Origin of the sequence: Siccirubricoccus phaeus, assembly GCF_008360935.1 — a bacterium.
GTDB lineage: Bacteria > Pseudomonadota > Alphaproteobacteria > Acetobacterales > Acetobacteraceae > Siccirubricoccus > Siccirubricoccus phaeus.
In genome coordinates, this window is the sequence record NZ_SRXO01000003.1 from 226,412 (window position 1) to 241,838 (window position 15,427).

Below are 15,427 nucleotides of genomic sequence, written 5' to 3' on the forward strand. Positions count from 1 at the left end.
TCCCCCGTCCTGCTTTTTGATGCTCGATGCGATTGTTCTCGGCGCCGGCGCTGCCGGTCTGATGGCCGCCGCCACTGCTGGCCAACGCGGCCGCAGGGTGCTGCTGCTGGATCATGCGGCGGAGCCGGGGCGGAAGATTCTGATCTCCGGCGGCGGCCGCTGCAACTTCACCAATCTGCAATGCGCGCCGGATCGCTTTCTTTCGGCCAATCCGCATTTCGCCCGTTCGGCGCTGGCCCGTTACACCCAGCAGGATTTCATCGCCCTGGTCCGCCGCCACGGCATTGCCTTTCATGAGAAGACGCTGGGCCAGCTTTTCTGCGACGGCTCCGCGCGGCAGATCCTGGCGATGCTGCTGGCCGAGGCGCAGGCCGGCGGCGTGGAGCTGCGTCTGGGGCATCGCGTCACCGCCGTGACGCGCGCCGACCGCTTCCGGGTCGAGACCGATCACGGCGCCTTCGAGGCGCCGGCCCTGGTGCTGGCGACCGGCGGCCCCTCCATCCCGAAGCTCGGCGCCTCCGGCTTCGCCTATGAGGTGGCGCGGCAATTCGGCCTGCCCCTGGTGCCGCCCCGGCCGGCCCTGGTGCCGCTGACCTTCGAGGGCGAGGCGCTGGCGCTGATGCGCCCGCTTGCCGGCGTGGCGCTGGAGTGCATCGCCCAAATCGGCCGGGCGCGTTTCCGGGAGGCGATGCTGTTCACCCATCGCGGCCTGTCAGGACCGGCGATCCTGCAGGCCTCCTCCTATTGGTTCCCGGGCGGGGAATTGCTGCTGGACCTGCTGCCGGGCGAGGATGCCGCGCCCTGGCTACGCGCCGGCAAGCGCGCCCGGCCGCGCGCCGAGCCCCGCACCCTGCTGGCGGAGAAGCTGCCGCAGCGCCTGGCCGTCGCCCTGGCGCCGCTGCACCTGCTGCCCAAGCCCCTGGCGGAAGTGCCTGATCGCGCGCTCGACGCGATGGCCGCCCTGCTGAAAGCCTGGCGCCTCACCCCCGCCGGCACGGAGGGCTACGCCAAGGCCGAGGTGACGGCCGGAGGGATCGACACCGCCGCCCTCTCCTCCCGCGACATGCAGGCCAGATCGGTGCCCGGGCTGTTCGCGGTGGGCGAGGCGGTGGACGTCACCGGCTGGCTCGGCGGCTATAATTTCCAATGGGCCTGGAGCAGCGGCTGGGCGGCGGGGCAGGCCCTGTAGCGGCGGCGGCTGTGTCGCTCCCGCCCGTTGCGTCGAGCCCGGGCCTGACCCGGGCACCAGCCGTCCCGCCGGCAACGAAGGATCGGACGGCCGGGTCAAGCCCGGCCAGACGGGGCGGAGGACCCGCCGGCCGCAGAACGCCCAGGACGGCGCCGCACGGCCGCGGCAGGGCACCAGGCAGCGTGAACCCGGCCGCCGGCGCTACAGCGCCAGCCGCACCAGCCCCGCCACCGCCACCACGCCGAGCGTCCGCACCACCCCGAGCTTCAGCCGGAACAGGCACAGCGCCGCCAGCACCGCCAGCACCGCCGCCAGCGGATCGAGGCTCGGCAGCACCGGCAGATCCAGCGCCAGCGGCCCGAGCGGCACCCGCACGACCTCGGCGAAGATCACCCGCAGCCCGAACCACAGGGCGAGGTTGCCGATCACCCCCACCACCGCCGCCGTCACCCCGGCCAGCGCGCCCTTCAGCTTCGGCGCGTCATGCAGCCGCTCCACGAAGGGAGCGCCGAGGAAGATGAAGGCGAAGCAGGGCAGGAAGGTCACCCAAAGGGTCAGCGCGGCCCCGGCGATGCCGCCGGCAATGCCCCCCGCCGCATGCCCCGCCAGATAGCCGACGAATTGCAGCACGAGAATGAGCGGCCCTGGCGTGGTCTCGGCCAGGCCCAGCCCGGCCAGCATCTGCTCGGCGGTGAGCCAGCGGTAATGCTCCACCGCCTCCTGCGCCACATAGGCCAGCACGGCATAGGCGCCGCCGAAGGTGACCACCGCCATCTTGGAGAAGAACCAGGCGATGTCGCCCCAGGGGGCCTGATCCAGCAGCAGCGCCACCGGCCAGACCCAGAGCACCAGCGCCACCAGCCCGGCCCGCCGCGCCGCACCGGAAAGCCGGGCGATGCGCCCCGGCTCGGCGGCCAGCAGCGCATCCAGCAGGGTGGGCGGGCCCGCCATGTCCCGGCCACGGCCGCCGCCGGCGAAGCCCGCGGGCAGCGCATAGCCCAGCAGCGCCGCCGCCAGCACCACGATGGGGAAGGGAAGCTGGAAGGCATAAAGCGCGAGGAAGGCCGCCACCGCCACCGCCCAGGGCAGTGCCCCGCGCAGGGCGCGCCGTGCGACGCGCAGCAGCGCTTCCAGCACCAGCACCAGCACGGCGCATTTCAGGCCGAAGAACAGCGCCGCCACCAGCGGCACCTGACCCAGCGTGGCGTAGAGGATGGAGAGCGCCAGCATCACCAGCGCCCCGGGCAGGACGAAGAGCAGCCCCGCCGCCACGCCGCCGGCCACGCCATGCAGCAGCCAGCCGAGATAGGTGGCGAGCTGCATCGCCTCCGGCCCCGGCAGCAGGGTGCAGAAATTCAGCGCGTGCAGGAACCGGGAGTCGGAGACCCAGCGGCGCTCCTCCACCACCACCCGGTGCATCAGGGCGATCTGCCCGGCCGGGCCGCCGAAGGAGAGGCAGCCGATCCGCGCCCAGGCCCGCACCGCCTGCCCCAGGCTGGGAAAGCCGGCGACGTCCCCGGCGGCCGGTGCCGCCCCCGCCTGAACCCCCGCCATGCCGCGCCCCCGCCCTGCCGGCACGCCCTATGCCACAAAGTGGGCGGCGCCGGGATAGGCGGCCGATGGCACCGAAGCCGCGCGGCTTGCGCCGGATCAAGGCGCCGCCGCCCCGCCGGGGTGGAGATTGCCGGCTGCATTCATCAGAATGTCACCAGGAAGGGAGGCGCCTGCCATGACCCTGAACCGCCCGCTCCTCGACGTGGTCCTCCGGCGCCAGCCGGTGACCCTGCCGCCCGAGGCGAAGGTGCAGGAGGCCTGCCGGGCCATGCGCGAGCACCGGATCGGCGCCGTGCTGGTCACCGACCAGGCGGGAAGGCTGCTCGGCATCTTCACCGGGCGCGATGCGGTCTGCCGCATGCTGGCGGAGGGCCATGACCCTGCCGGCACCTGTCTCAAGGACGTGATGACCCCCACCCCGGCGAGCCTCGGCAAGCAGGCGCGGGCGATCGAGGCGCTGCGGCTGATGCAGGACCGGGGCTGCCGGCACGTGCCCATCGTCGAGGGCGGGCGGGTCTGCGGCATCGTCTCCCGCGGCGATTTCCGTGGCGGGGAGCTGGAGCGGCTGGAGGAGGAGACCAACCTGTGGGAAAGGCTGTGACCCGGCGCGATTGACCGCGGCGCCGCCGCTCAGGGAGACTGCCCCCCCGACCCGGAGGCCCGCATGGCGCCGCGCCACCTGCTGCTTTGCCTGTCCCTGCTGCTGGCGGCCTGCGCCGAGGGGGGCGTGGACAAATTCGGCCTGCCCGCCCGGGCCACCGGGCGCGATGGCGATACCGGCGCAGGCGGCGTCCCCGGCACCGCCACGGCGGCGGTGACCGCCTTCCTGCATCTCTGCGGCCGGCTGGAGGGGGCGGAGGTGGAAAGCCGCGCCCGCACCTATGGCTTCGTGCCGCTGGACCCCAGTCGGGTGCCGGCCGCGGCGGCGCCCGTCCCCGGCTCCCGCGTCATGGCCCGGCCGCAGGGGGCGCCGGCGGTGCTGGTCTGGACCGAGGCGGGGCCAGGCTGCGAGCTGGCGGTCGGCGGGGTGGATCCGGCGGCGCTGACCTCGGCCTTCGACACCATGCTGCAGGGGCTGGGCCAGCGGCCGGAGCTGGTGGTGAACAGCAGCCTGCCGCTGCCGCCGGACCAGGGCGGCGAGTTGCGGCTGCAGCGGGCAGCGGTGGTGGCGCCGCGGGCGCTGGTGCCGGCGCCCCCACGGCTGATCTTCCTGCGCACCGCCAGCGGCGGCCGCACCATCCAGGGGGTGCTGACGGTGCGGGTGATGCTGCCTGGGGCGCCCCCGGACGGGGGCTTCGGCGCGCCCGCTACTCCGCCGCCATCGCTGGGGGCGCCGAAGGGCTGAGCACGGCCTGCTCCAGCTCCGCCATGCGGGCGCGGGTGGCGGCGGCATTCCGTGCCTTGACCGGACCATAGCCCTTGATGCCGGCGGCGGCTTCGGCCCAGTCGCAGATCGCCGCATGGGTCGTCGGGGAGAGGGGGACCAGCAGCCGCTCGATGCCGGCGCGGTATTCGGCGATGAGGGCGCGTTCCATGCGGCGTTCCTCGGTGCGGCCGAAGGGGTCCAGCGCGGTGCCGCGCAGCACCTTGCCATGGCGCAGCCAGGAGAGCGCCTTGCCCATCCAGGGGCCGAACACCATTTTGCGCGGCTGGCCGGTGACGGGATCCGGCTTCGCCAGCAGCGGCGGCGCCATGTTGAACTCGATGCGCTGCGTGCCGCTGAAATGGCTGCCGAGGAAGCCCCGCCATTCCGGCAGGGAGTGCAGCCGCGCCACCTCGTACTCGTCCTTGTAGGCCATGAGGCGGTAGAGCTGCGTCGCCACGGCGCGGGTCAGCCGCTCCTGACCCGGGGCGTCGCGCCGCTCCGCCTCCCGCACCTTGGCCACGAAATCGGCGTAGTCCCGGGCATAGGCGGCGTTCTGGTACTCGGTGAGGTCCGCCACGCGGCGGGCGATCAGCGCGTCCAGCGGCAGCTCCTCGGGCCGCACCGGGGCGGGCGGGGCCAGGGCCGCCTGGCGGCCGAGGGCGAAGGCGGCCTTGTTGCGCTCGATCTGGGCGCCGTTCAGCTCCAGGGCGCGGTTGATCGCCTCGGCGGAGAGCGGCACGAGGCCGCGCTGGAAGGCGATGCCGAGCAGCCAGACATTCAGGTAGATCAGATCGCCCAGCGCCTCCTCCACCACCTGCACGCCGGGCACCGTCACCACCTCCCGGCAGGCCGACCGCACGCTGGCCAGCATGCCGTCCCGGTCATAGCGCGTGGCGGGGTTGAGGACGAATTGCGCGGTGGGTTGGAGGTCGTCGTTCAGCACGGCGATGGTGCGCTCGCTGCCGAGCAGCGGGCGGGCGGTGCGGCCCTGCGCCACCACCATATCGGCCGAGAGCAGCAGATCGGCCTGGCCCATGCCGATGCGCGGGCTGTCGATCGTCTCCGGCGCCGCGCCGGCACGGCCGATGCGAAGCTGGGCGAAGACGCCGCCGCCCTTCTGGGCGAGGCCGAGCATGTCCACCGAGCGCGTCGGCCGCCCTTCCAGATGCGCCGCCATGCCGAGGATGGCCGAGAGCGCCGTGACGCCCTGGCCGCCCACCCCGGCGATGAGGATGTTGAAGGCCGGCTCGCCCTCCCGCGGTTCCGGGATGGCCGGGTCCGCCACCGCCTCGCCCAGCTTCGGAACGGGCTTCTTCACCGGCTCCGCGCCGACCAGCGTGACGAAGGAGGGGCAGAACCCCTCGACGCAGGAAAGGTCCTGATTGCAGGCGCTCTGGTCGATCTGCCGCTTGCGGCCGAATTCGGTCTCCAGCGGCTCGACGGCAAGGCAATTCGAGGTGCGGGAGCAATCGCCGCAATCCTCGCAGACCCGCGGGTTGATCGCGACGCGCTTCACCGCCGCCGCCTGGGTGCCGCGCTTGCGCTTGCGGCGGCGCTCCGTCGCGCATTGCTGGTCATAGATCAGCACCGTCACGCCCGGCACTTCGCGGAGCTGGCGCTGCACCGCATCCAGGTCGCGCCGGTGATGGTACTCAATGCCCTTGGGCATGGACTCGTCGCCCTGATGCCTTGCGGGATCCTCGGAGACGAGGACGATCTTCTCCACGCCTTCGGCGGCGACGAGCTGGGCGATCTCCGGCACGCCGAGCTCGCCATCCACCACCTGGCCGCCGGTCATCGCCACGGCGCTGTTGACTAGGACCTTGTAGGTCATGTTGGCGCCGGCAGCGACCGCCTGGCGGATGGCGAGGCTGCCGGAATGGGCAAAGGTGCCGTCGCCGAGATTGACGAACATATGCGGTTCGGAGACGAAGGGCGCCATGCCGAGCCAGGGAATCCCCTCCGCCCCCATATGGGTGAAGAGGTCCGTCTTGCGGTCCATGTAGATCGCCAAAGTGTGGCAGCCGATGCCGGCCATGGCGTGGCTGCCCTCCGGCACCCGCGTGGAGGTGTTGTGCGGGCAGCCCGGGCAGAAATGCGGCGTGCGGTCATGCACCGGCGGCGCCTGCAATTGCGCGATGCGGTCCAGCCGGCGGATGGCGTCGTGGAGCCGCTCGGTCTGCAATTCCTCCGGCAGCCGGGCGGCCAGGGCGCGCAGCACGCCGCCGGCATCCAGCTCCGTCAGGTCGGAGAGCAGGCGGCGGCCCTGCTCATCCCGCTTGCCCACCACGCGCGGGCGCTCCTCCAGCTCATAGAGCGCGTCGCGGAGCTGCGGCTCGATCACCGGGCGGCGATCCTCGACGACCATGATCTCCTCGAGCCCGCGGGCGAAGGCGCGGGCACCCTCGGCATCCAGCGGCCAGGCGAGACCGACCTTCCAAACGCGGAGCCCGGCCATGCGCGCCAGCTCCTCCGTGATGCCGGCATCGTGCAGCGCCTGGCGCAGGGTAGCGTAGCCCTTGCCGCGCGCGGCGATGCCGAAGCGCGCCCGCGGGCTGTCCATGACGATGCGGTTCAGCCCATTGGCCCGGGCGAAGGCCACGGCCGCCGGCAGCTTGAAGTGCCGCAGCCTTTCCTCCTGCGGGATGGCGTGGTCGCGCAGGCGGATATGCACGCCATCCGGCGGGAAGGCGAAATCCGGCGTCACCGCGGCGTAATGCGCCGGGTCCACCATCACGGTGCCGGCGCCATCCATCGTCTCCGCCACGCATTTCATGCCGACCCAGAGGCCGGCGAAACGCGACATGTCGATGGCCTTCAGCCCGTACTCCAGGATCTCATGCACCCCGGCCGGGTCGAGCACCGGCATCTCGACATCCATGAAGGAATATTCGCAGCCGGAGGTGATGGTGGAGGATTTGCAGGAGGGATCGTCGCCGGCCAGCGCCAGCACGCCGCCCTTCGGCGCGGTGCCGGCGCTGTTCGCATGGCGCAGCGCATCGCCGCTGCGATCGACGCCGGGCCCCTTGCCGTACCAGATGCCGAAGACGCCATCGAATTTCTGGTTGCCGTAGAGCGCGACCTGCTGCGTGCCCCAGATGGCGGTCGCCGCCAGATCCTCGTTCAGCCCGGGGCGGACGACGATGTTCGCTGCCTCCAGCCGCGCCTTCTGGCGCTGGAGCTGCATGTCATAGGTGCCGAGCGGGGAGCCGCGATAGCCGCTGACATAGCCGCCGGTGTTCCACCCGAGGGCGCGGTCCAGCTCATGCCGCATCAGCGGCAGGCGGACCAGCGCCTGGATGCCGGTCAGCAGCAGCGCTTCTCCCGACTTCTCCCACCGGTCGTCCAGTGTGGCGTCGGGGCGTTGGATGCTGCCCATGGTTTCGTCTCCAGACCCTTGGACGTAAATGTCGGGCCGGGGTGGAGCAAGGGCAAGCCCCTGGCCCGCCCCGGATTTCCAGAAGGATGGCCCGGGAGCGGCAGGGAATCCTGCCGAATTTCCGTGTGCGCCCGCGAAGAGGCGGAAGATCCTGCTGCGAACCTGGCCGGCAGCCGGCAGGATGTCGCGGCGCGGGACACCGAGAGGGGCAAAGCCCCTCTCGCGGTTGGCCGCAGCGCATCCAACCCTCACCAAAGGCCGAAGGACCTTGGGACCCTTGAGCCTGGGCCTCGCGGGTTGAAACGGCGCTAGCATGGGCCCCATGGATACGCCCCGCCTGGACGCCATCGACCGCCGCATCCTCCGCGCCCTGCACCACAATGCCCGGCTGACCAATGCCGAGCTGGCGGAACAGGTCGGCCTCTCCCCCTCCCCCTGCTGGACCCGGGTGAAGCGGCTGGAACAGGCCGGGCTGATCCAGGGCTATGTGGCGATTCTCGACCAGGCCCAGCTCGGCCTGCCCGACACCGTCATCATCGAGGTGATGATGGAGCGCCACGACGAGGAAAGCCTGAAACGCTTCGAGGCCGCGGTCACCGAAATGCCGGAGGTGATCGAAGCCTGGCTGGTCACCGGCGAATACGACTACGTCATCAAGGCCGCGGTGGGCGGCACTGCGGGGTATGAAAGGCTGCTGCGGGAGAAGCTCTACCGCCTGCCCGGCGTCCGCCACACCCGCACCAGCTTCACCCTGCGCTGCCTGAAGCAGAGCTGGACGCCTTCTCCCTAGTGTCCTGCCCGCCGCGTTCCCTGGAAACCCAGCGAACGCGGCGGGCAGGACACTGAAAACAAACGCTGGTGGCCCGAGAACGAAGTCGGCAGAACTGCGGAATCGGGATACCAGCCTGCGATCGGCCTGAGCGTGCCCATCGGGAGATGTGCATGCTCAGGCCGTGAGGTGCTGGCGCAAAATGTCCAGGCCGCATCGGCCTGGTCAGGCCGATGCGGGTCCAGCCGCTCCACCGGCAGGCCTCAATGCGGCCCTTCAGGCAGTCGCCACCGGCGGCACCTGCCGACGGCGCCCACCGCATGCCCGGCGGAAACGGCCGTCGCCTGGCAGATCCCGCGCCGCGGCTGGGGCCGGTCACATCACCCACACGCCATCGGTCACCCCGCCGGGGGCGCTGGCGGCCCGGCCGAGGGCACCGGCATCGCTCCGCCAGCTCCCCGCCCCGGTCGCGGTGAAGCTCCAGAGACCGTCCGTGTCCTGCGCCGCCTGATGGGCCAGCCCCTCCTGGCTCAGCGCCAGATCCACCGTGAACTGGTCGCGGTCGAGGCCGGAGGCCAGGCGGCCGGTCTGCAAGGCAAGCTCGGCGGCGGACGGGACGCGGCCCAGCAGGGTCTGGAACAGCCCGGTCACGAAATCCGCATCGCTCGTCGCGGCCAGCCGGGCGCCGGCGAGGGAGGCGGCGAGGTCCACCCAGGCCATGCCGGCTTCCGCAGCACCGGCCACGGCACCCAGCGCCGCGCCCTCCTCCACCTGGCCCAGCAGTGCGGCCTGCAGCGCCGCCGCCTTGGCCGCCACGCTGTCCGCGGCGTAATCCACCTGGCCATCGGCCAGCTTCACCTGGGAGAGGCCGGACACCCACACCTCTCCGGCGTCGTTCTGAAGCTGCCGCACAGTGTCGCCATAGGCGTTGTCGGTGGTGACGTCCCGCGCCTCGAAGCCGCCGCGCAGGACGGTGCCGGCGGCGTCCAGGGTGAAGCCGGCCAGGCTCTCGCCGGCCCGCAGCACCGGGATGACGCTGTGCGACTCATCGGTGCGGACGGTGATGTCGAGGGCGAAGGCGGCGCTGTTCAGCCCGTCCGAGACCTGGATGAAGACGGTCCGCACCGGCCCGTCATCCAGGCCGAGGCTGATGCCGTCCCGCAGCTTCAGCGTGTTGCCCACCACCTCGAAGCGCCAGGCGTCTTCCTCGGAGAAGGAGAAGTAGAAGCGGCCGGTGCTGGTGTCCGGATCGGCGACCGCCAGGGTGCCGATGGTGGCGCCGATCGCGCCGGCGGTGACGGCGCCGCCGGTGGCGAAGGCGAGGGCGGTGGGGGCGGTGTCGTCCTGGTCCAGCACGGTCACCTGGTAGCGCTGGGCGAGGTCCTGGGTGGTGTTGTCGGCGAAGACCAGGCGGAGCTGCAGATCGAGCAGCGTGCTGGCGCCGTTGAAGGCTTCGAAATCGAGGGCGGCGGAGGGGGAGATGCTGATCAGCCGGGTCGCCGCGTTCCATTCCGCGCTGAAGAAGAGGCCGTAGCGGCCGGTCACCTCGATGCGGCTGAGGCCGCCGATATCGCCGGAGAGAGCCAGGTTGCCGACCCAGGCATCGGCCAGGGTGTTTTCGGTGATCAGGCTTGGCAGCACTCCGTTTACCGTCACGGCGCGGGGCATGGCAGGTCGTCTCCGGCGTCTAGGCACATGAGACAGGCGAGACCTTAAGGATCCCTTGTGTGCGTATTTTTGAGACGTAAATTCGGAGATGTGGCGGCGGTTTTCAGGACTGGTGGCGTAAAGACGGAATCGATGGCGAATAATCGGGATTGTCGGAATGGCGGAGCGCCGCCCCGGTCGGTGGCGGACCGGACGGCGCGGAGGGGAGGGGTCGGCGGCCGCGGAGTCTCGCGGGACGCCCGCTTCGCGGATGACGGCCCCCCGGCCCGGCGCTACATCCGGGGGTGATGCAGCCCGACCCCGCCATCGCCGGCGCCGCCCCGGATCGCCCCTCGGATTGCCCCCTGGCGCTGACCATGGGCGAGCCCGCTGGCATCGGCTCCGAGATCGCCGTCGGCGCCTGGGCGGCGCTGCGGGGCACCGGCCCGGCCTTCTTCCTCATCGGCGATGCGGCGTGCATCCCGGGCGTCCCGACGCAGCGCATCGCCGCGCCGGAGGAGGCCGCCACCGTCTTCCCCACCGCCCTGCCGGTGCTGCACCGCCCCCTGCCGCGCCCCGTCATCCCCGGCCAGATCGACCCGGCCAACGCCCCGGCGGTGATCGCCTCGATCGACGAGGCGGTGGCGCTGGCCAAAGCCGGCCGTGCCGGCGGCGTGGTGACCAACCCGATCCAGAAATCCGCCCTCTACGCCGCCGGCTTCCGTCACCCCGGCCATACCGAATACCTGGCGGAAATCGCCGGCACCGGCGTGCCGCCCATCATGCTGCTGGCCTGCCCGGAGCTGCGCGTAGTGCCGGTGACGATCCATGAGCCGTTGAAGCAGGCCATCGCCCGCCTCACGCCCGGGCTCATCATCGAGACGGCGCGGCTGACCGCCGCCGGGCTGCGGCGGGATTTCGGCATCGCCGCCCCGCGCCTGGCCATCGCCGGCCTCAACCCGCATGCCGGGGAGGGGGGTACGCTCGGCACCGAGGACCGGGAGATCGTGGCGCCGGCCGTCGCCGCGCTGCGGGCCGAGGGGATCGATGCGCGCGGCCCCGTCCCGCCCGACACCATGTTCACCGCCAAGGCGCGGCCGGGCTACGACGTGGCGCTCGGCCTCTACCACGACCAGGCGCTGATCCCGATCAAGACGCTGGACATGGCGGGCGGGGTGAATGTCACGCTCGGCCTCGCCATCGTCCGTACCAGCCCGGACCATGGCACGGCGCTGGACATTGCCGGCCAGGGCAAGGCCGACCCGGCCAGCCTGATCGCCGCCCTCCGCCTGGCGGCGGAGATTGCGAGGAAAAGATGCGCCTCTCCGTGAATGTCGATCACGTCGCTACCCTGCGGAATGCCCGCGGCGGCGCCCATCCGGACCCGGTGGAGGCGGCGCGCGCCGCCATGGCGGCCGGCGCCGATGGCGTGACCGTGCATCTGCGCGAGGATCGCCGCCATATCCGCGACCGCGACGTGGAGCGCATCAGCGCCGAGGTGGCGACGCGGCTCAACTTCGAGATGGCGGCGACCGAGGAGATGGTGGCGATCTGCTCGCGCCTCCGCCCCCCGGCCTGCTGCCTGGTGCCGGAAAAGCGCACGGAGCTGACCACCGAGGGCGGGCTGGATGTGCTGCGCGCCGGGCCTTATCTCGCGGAAGCCGTGAAACGCCTGGCCGGCAATGGCACCGAGGTCTCCATCTTCATCGAGCCCGATCCGGCGCAGATCGAGGCGGCGGCGAGGCTCGGTGCCCAGGCGATCGAGCTGCATACCGGCAGCTATGCCGATGCGGCGCCGGCGGCACGCGGGCCGATCCTGGAGCGGCTGAAGGCGGGGGCGGCCGTCGCGGCCTCGCTCGGCCTGCATTGCCATGCGGGACATGGCCTGAGCTACGAGACCATCGGCCCGATCGCGGCGATGCCGGAGGTGGCGGAGGTCTCCATCGGCCATTTCATCGTCTCGCAGAGCGTCTTCGAGGGGTTGCCCACGGTGATCGCCCGCTTCAAGGCGTTGATCGCGGCGGCCAGGGGCTGACGCGGCGGGCGGCGCCGGCCTGGCGGGCCGGGAGGAAGGCCCCGGCGGGGCCGCGGTCCCGCTCCGTCGGGAGCCAGCGTCCTGCCCGCTCCGTTCGCCGGGCTTCCGACGAACGGAGCGGACAAGGAGGCCACTGAAGACAAAGCTGGTCGCCTGAGAACGAAGTCCGCAGGACTTCAGAATCGGGACGCTAGAGCGCGATCGGTTGAGGTCGAATCGACCGAAACCGTGAATCACGCGACCGAACAATGAGCTAGAGCGGGGCGGGTGAGCGCAGCTCAACCGATCCCGCTCTAGTAGAGATTTTCCTTGTAGTCCTTGTCCAAGCCCTTCTTCAGCAGCGTCGCAGCGCCCGGCACGGCGAGGGCGGCGCTGGCGAGCCTGGCGCCGAGGCCATTCCCGCGGTTGAGCTTGATGTGCTCGACGAACAGCGCGGCCGGGTCGATGGCCTGGGCCGCGGGCGCGACCGGCCAGAGGCCGGCACGCGCCAGCGCCGGGCTGACCTGGTATTCGATCCCGCTCACCGCCACCCGGATGGCCAGCGACGGCACCTTGCCGCGCACCTCGAACCGGGCGCGGGCGGCCGGCTCGGTGGTGAGGGCGGCCTGCCCCCGCAGGACCGCGAGCTGCGCCGCGCCAGGGATCAGCAAGGCCAACGCGACATCCGGCCGGCCGAGGATGTTGCGCAGGCTGTCGCAGCGGCGATTGCCCGGCCGGTCGGCGAACCAGAGCGTATCCCCGTCGAGCTGCGCCATACAGCCGGCCGGGTCGCCTTTCGGGCTGAGATCGGCGTGCCCCTCCGCGCCGAGCGTCGCCAGCGCCGCGAAGCGGCTGGCGGCGATGAAGCCGGCCGGGTCGCCCGGGACCGCATCCACCGGCTGCGCTGCCCACAGCTCCGAGCGGATCACCGCCTTGGCACAATGGCCGTAGCATTCCTCGACCGAGACCTGGATCTCCTCCGCGCCGGCCTGCTCCACCCTGCCATTGACGCGCAGCGTCTCGCCGATGCCCGGAATCAGGAACAGCGAGCCGAAGGCTGCGCCGGGCCGTGCGAGATCCGGATCGTCGAGCGACGCGGTCGGCATGCGCAAGCTGCGTGCATCGCCGCCGGCGAAGCCCGGCCGTCCGCCGCCAAAGGTGACGCCGAGGCGCGAGGCATCGCCGAACCCGGCGCAGACCAGCGGCGCGGCCGCGATCCAACGCAGGGCCCCTGCGTCCAGGTGATCGATGACCTTGAGGTGCATTGCACCTGGCGTCCTGCCGACGACGCTTTCGAGCGCGTCGATACTGCTGATCTGCTGGCCGTTCACGACAGCCTCCACGCCTTCCGCCGGCCTGGCGCCCGCAGGATCCGGCGCTGCATCGCGCCCCCTGCGTCGCCAGCCCTTCGGCTCATCCCGAGTTGTTGCGAATCACTCGCAACAACCTAACGGGCATGGAAGAGTGGCGGCAAGCCTTTTCGCCTGGCCGTCAGCGGGGCGGGACGGCAATGCGCTTCCTGCGCCTTGCGCCTTGCGTCCGGATCGCCCCGGCGGGCCAGGCTGGCGCCCGTTCGGTTCCCGACCTTACCGCGCTCGATCCGCCTCTCTGCCGCTGCAGCAGCCATGACCGCATTGTCCGCGCCGCGCGGCGGGGGAGGGCGGCGAGCCTCGTCCGAAACCCTCCTTCGCCCCAGCACCCCCGCCGAGGCCGGAGCCGCCGCGCCTCCGTCCGGCCGATACCAATTTCGTTATATCTCTTATAGGCGCATTGGATTGGTCGCGCCCCGCCGCGCCCCCTAACCTCCCCGTCACAATTCTCCCCAGCGGCGAGATCCGACCATGCCCCGCAGCCCCCGCCAGGCGGCCCAGCCGTGAACGCCATCGCGTCCGCCCTCTCGGTCCGCCGCACCGCCGGCGCCCTCGGCGCCGAGATCCACGGCACCGGCCGGCTCAGCGAAGCTTCCGACTCGCTGATCGCCGAGCTTCGCCGCCTCTGGCTGCAGCACAGCGTCCTCTTCTTCCGCGAGCAGCATCTCTCCCCCGCCGAGCTGGTGGGCTTCGCCCGCCGCTTCGGCACGCTGGTGGAATACCCCTATCTGAAGGGCCTGGCCGAGGCGCCGGAGGTGATCGCCATCGTCAAGGAGCCGCATGAGAAGGCCAATTTCGGCGGCACCTGGCACACCGACACCACCTATCTGCCGCAGCCCCCCATGGCGACCATGCTGATCGCCCGGGAAACGCCGCCCCATGGCGGCGACACCGCCTTCGCTTCCTGCACCGCCGCCTATGAGGCGCTCTCCCCCGCCATGCAGCGCATGCTGGAAGGGCTGCGCGGCATCAACAGCTCCGTCATCGCCGACAAATTCCGCACGCGCGAGGATGTGCGGCCCGACCTGCCGCCGAAGCTCTTCGAGGCGGAGCACCCGGTCATCCGTACCCATCCGGAGACCGGGCGCAAGGCGCTCTTCGTCTCCTCCTCCCACACCATCCGCTTCGCCGGCATGACGGAGGCGGAAAGCGCGCCGCTGCTGGCCTTCCTCTTCGCGCATCAGGTGCGGCAGGAATTCACCTGCCGCTTCCGCTGGGAGCCGGGCTCGATCGCCTTCTGGGACAATCGCTGCACCCTGCATGACGCGATCAACGACTACCAGGGCTTCCGCCGCGTCATGCACCGGGTGACCGTCGCCGGCGACACGCCCTTCTGATGAGCGAATTGGCCCTGCCCGATTGCGAGGGTCTGACGCTCCGCCTGGAGGAGGGGGTGCTGACGGTCGTCTTCGACCGGCCGGCCAAGCGCAACGCCATCACCCTGGCGATGTACCGCACCCTGACCGCCATCTTCGCCGCCGCGGCGGAAATGCCGAAGCTGCGCGCCATAGTGCTGCGCGGCGCCGATGGCTGCTTTTCCGCCGGCGCCGATATCGGCGATCTGGCGGAAGGCGAGGGGCGGCGGCTGGCGATGCTGAAGGAGCATCGCCGCATCAGCGACACCGCGGTGGAGGCGTTGGCCGCCTGCCGCAAGCCGAGCGTCGCGCTGATCGAGGGCTATTGCCTCGGCGGCGCCATGGCCTTCGCGATGGCCTGCGATTTCCGCATCGCCGCGCCGGGGGCAAGCCTCGGCATTCCGGCCTCGCATCTCGGCGTGGTCTATTCCTATGGCGATTGCCGGCGGCTGCAATCGCTGGTCGGGCTGCCCATGGCCAAGCGCATCCTCTTCCTCGGCGACCGGATGCAGGCGGAGGAGGCGCTGGCCTGCGGGTTGGTGGATGAGGTGGCGGCGGATGCGCCCGCCGCCGCCGCCGCGCTGGTCGCCGCGCTGCTGCGCCGCGCACCGCTCTCCATCGCCGGCATGAAGCTGGCGCTCGACGTCGCGGCAGCGGGGGAGGGGATGCTGCGCGCCGATGCCGTCACCGCCGCCGCCCATCTCGCCATGGCCAGCCGCGACATGCAGGAGGCAACCGCCGCCTTCCTCGCCAAGCGGCCGCCGCATTTCACCGGAAGCTGAGG

General features: G+C 71.7%; 12 protein-coding genes. 8 read left to right on the forward strand and 4 right to left on the reverse strand.

Going from position 1 to position 15,427, the window contains the following annotated elements:
* Window positions 1–19: 19 nt before the first annotated feature.
* Window positions 20–1,189, forward strand: coding sequence for a BaiN/RdsA family NAD(P)/FAD-dependent oxidoreductase (locus E5N76_RS05755; protein ID WP_149536346.1), 1,170 nt, complete (start codon window positions 20–22; stop codon window positions 1,187–1,189).
* Window positions 1,190–1,390: 201 nt separating this feature from the next.
* Here the strand turns inward: E5N76_RS05755 and chrA are convergent, their stop codons facing one another.
* Window positions 1,391–2,743: a chromate efflux transporter gene (gene chrA, locus E5N76_RS05760; protein ID WP_149536347.1), complete on the reverse strand. Its 1,353-nt coding sequence runs from the start codon at window positions 2,741–2,743 to the stop codon at window positions 1,391–1,393.
* A gap of 175 nt (window positions 2,744–2,918) precedes the next feature.
* On the opposite strand from chrA, the gene E5N76_RS05765 reads away from it, so the two are divergent.
* Both E5N76_RS05765 and E5N76_RS05770 read left to right on the forward strand, forming a co-directional pair.
* A complete protein-coding gene (locus E5N76_RS05765) occupies window positions 2,919–3,344 on the forward strand; it encodes a CBS domain-containing protein (RefSeq protein WP_149536348.1) in 426 nt (141 codons plus the stop codon).
* A 63-nt stretch (window positions 3,345–3,407) separates the two neighbouring features.
* A complete protein-coding gene (locus E5N76_RS05770; RefSeq protein ID WP_149536349.1) occupies window positions 3,408–4,088 on the forward strand; it encodes a hypothetical protein in 681 nt (226 codons plus the stop codon).
* Here the strand turns inward: E5N76_RS05770 and E5N76_RS05775 are convergent.
* On the reverse strand, window positions 4,051–7,488 hold the full coding sequence (locus tag E5N76_RS05775; protein ID WP_149536350.1) for an indolepyruvate ferredoxin oxidoreductase family protein: 3,438 nt from the start codon (window positions 7,486–7,488) through the stop codon (window positions 4,051–4,053). The two genes, E5N76_RS05770 and E5N76_RS05775, sit on opposite strands and share 38 nt — an antisense overlap.
* Before the next feature lie 322 nt (window positions 7,489–7,810).
* On the opposite strand from E5N76_RS05775, the gene E5N76_RS05780 reads away from it, so the two are divergent.
* Window positions 7,811–8,278 carry an Lrp/AsnC family transcriptional regulator gene (locus E5N76_RS05780; protein ID WP_149536351.1) on the forward strand — a complete coding sequence of 156 codons (468 nt, stop codon included), beginning with the start codon at window positions 7,811–7,813 and terminating at the stop codon, window positions 8,276–8,278.
* A 354-nt stretch (window positions 8,279–8,632) separates the two neighbouring features.
* Here E5N76_RS05780 and E5N76_RS05785 read toward each other — a convergent pair whose 3' ends face one another.
* Window positions 8,633–9,925 carry a DUF4214 domain-containing protein gene (locus tag E5N76_RS05785; protein WP_149536352.1) on the reverse strand — a complete coding sequence of 431 codons (1,293 nt, stop codon included), beginning with the start codon at window positions 9,923–9,925 and terminating at the stop codon, window positions 8,633–8,635.
* A gap of 287 nt (window positions 9,926–10,212) precedes the next feature.
* On the opposite strand from E5N76_RS05785, the gene pdxA reads away from it, so the two are divergent.
* Together pdxA and E5N76_RS05795 are read left to right on the forward strand one after the other, a co-directional pair.
* A complete protein-coding gene (pdxA, locus tag E5N76_RS05790; RefSeq protein WP_149536353.1) occupies window positions 10,213–11,235 on the forward strand; it encodes a 4-hydroxythreonine-4-phosphate dehydrogenase PdxA in 1,023 nt (340 codons plus the stop codon).
* The gene (locus tag E5N76_RS05795) at window positions 11,220–11,939 is read left to right on the forward strand and encodes a pyridoxine 5'-phosphate synthase (protein ID WP_149536354.1); all 720 of its coding nucleotides are present in this window, start codon (window positions 11,220–11,222) and stop codon (window positions 11,937–11,939) included. Before pdxA ends, E5N76_RS05795 begins: the two co-directional genes overlap by 16 nt.
* 293 nt (window positions 11,940–12,232) lie before the next feature.
* On the opposite strand, the gene E5N76_RS05800 is transcribed toward E5N76_RS05795, so the two are convergent.
* On the reverse strand, window positions 12,233–13,249 hold the full coding sequence (locus tag E5N76_RS05800) for a pyridoxamine 5'-phosphate oxidase family protein (RefSeq protein ID WP_149536355.1): 1,017 nt from the start codon (window positions 13,247–13,249) through the stop codon (window positions 12,233–12,235).
* 542 nt (window positions 13,250–13,791) lie between these two features.
* Between E5N76_RS05800 and E5N76_RS05805 the strand changes: the two genes are divergently transcribed.
* Both E5N76_RS05805 and E5N76_RS05810 read left to right on the forward strand, forming a co-directional pair.
* Window positions 13,792–14,625, forward strand: coding sequence for a TauD/TfdA dioxygenase family protein (locus E5N76_RS05805; RefSeq protein ID WP_207791867.1), 834 nt, complete (start codon window positions 13,792–13,794; stop codon window positions 14,623–14,625).
* Window positions 14,625–15,425 carry an enoyl-CoA hydratase/isomerase family protein gene (locus tag E5N76_RS05810; RefSeq protein ID WP_149536356.1) on the forward strand — a complete coding sequence of 267 codons (801 nt, stop codon included), beginning with the start codon at window positions 14,625–14,627 and terminating at the stop codon, window positions 15,423–15,425. Before E5N76_RS05805 ends, E5N76_RS05810 begins: the two co-directional genes overlap by 1 nt.
* Window positions 15,426–15,427 lie beyond the last annotated feature (2 nt).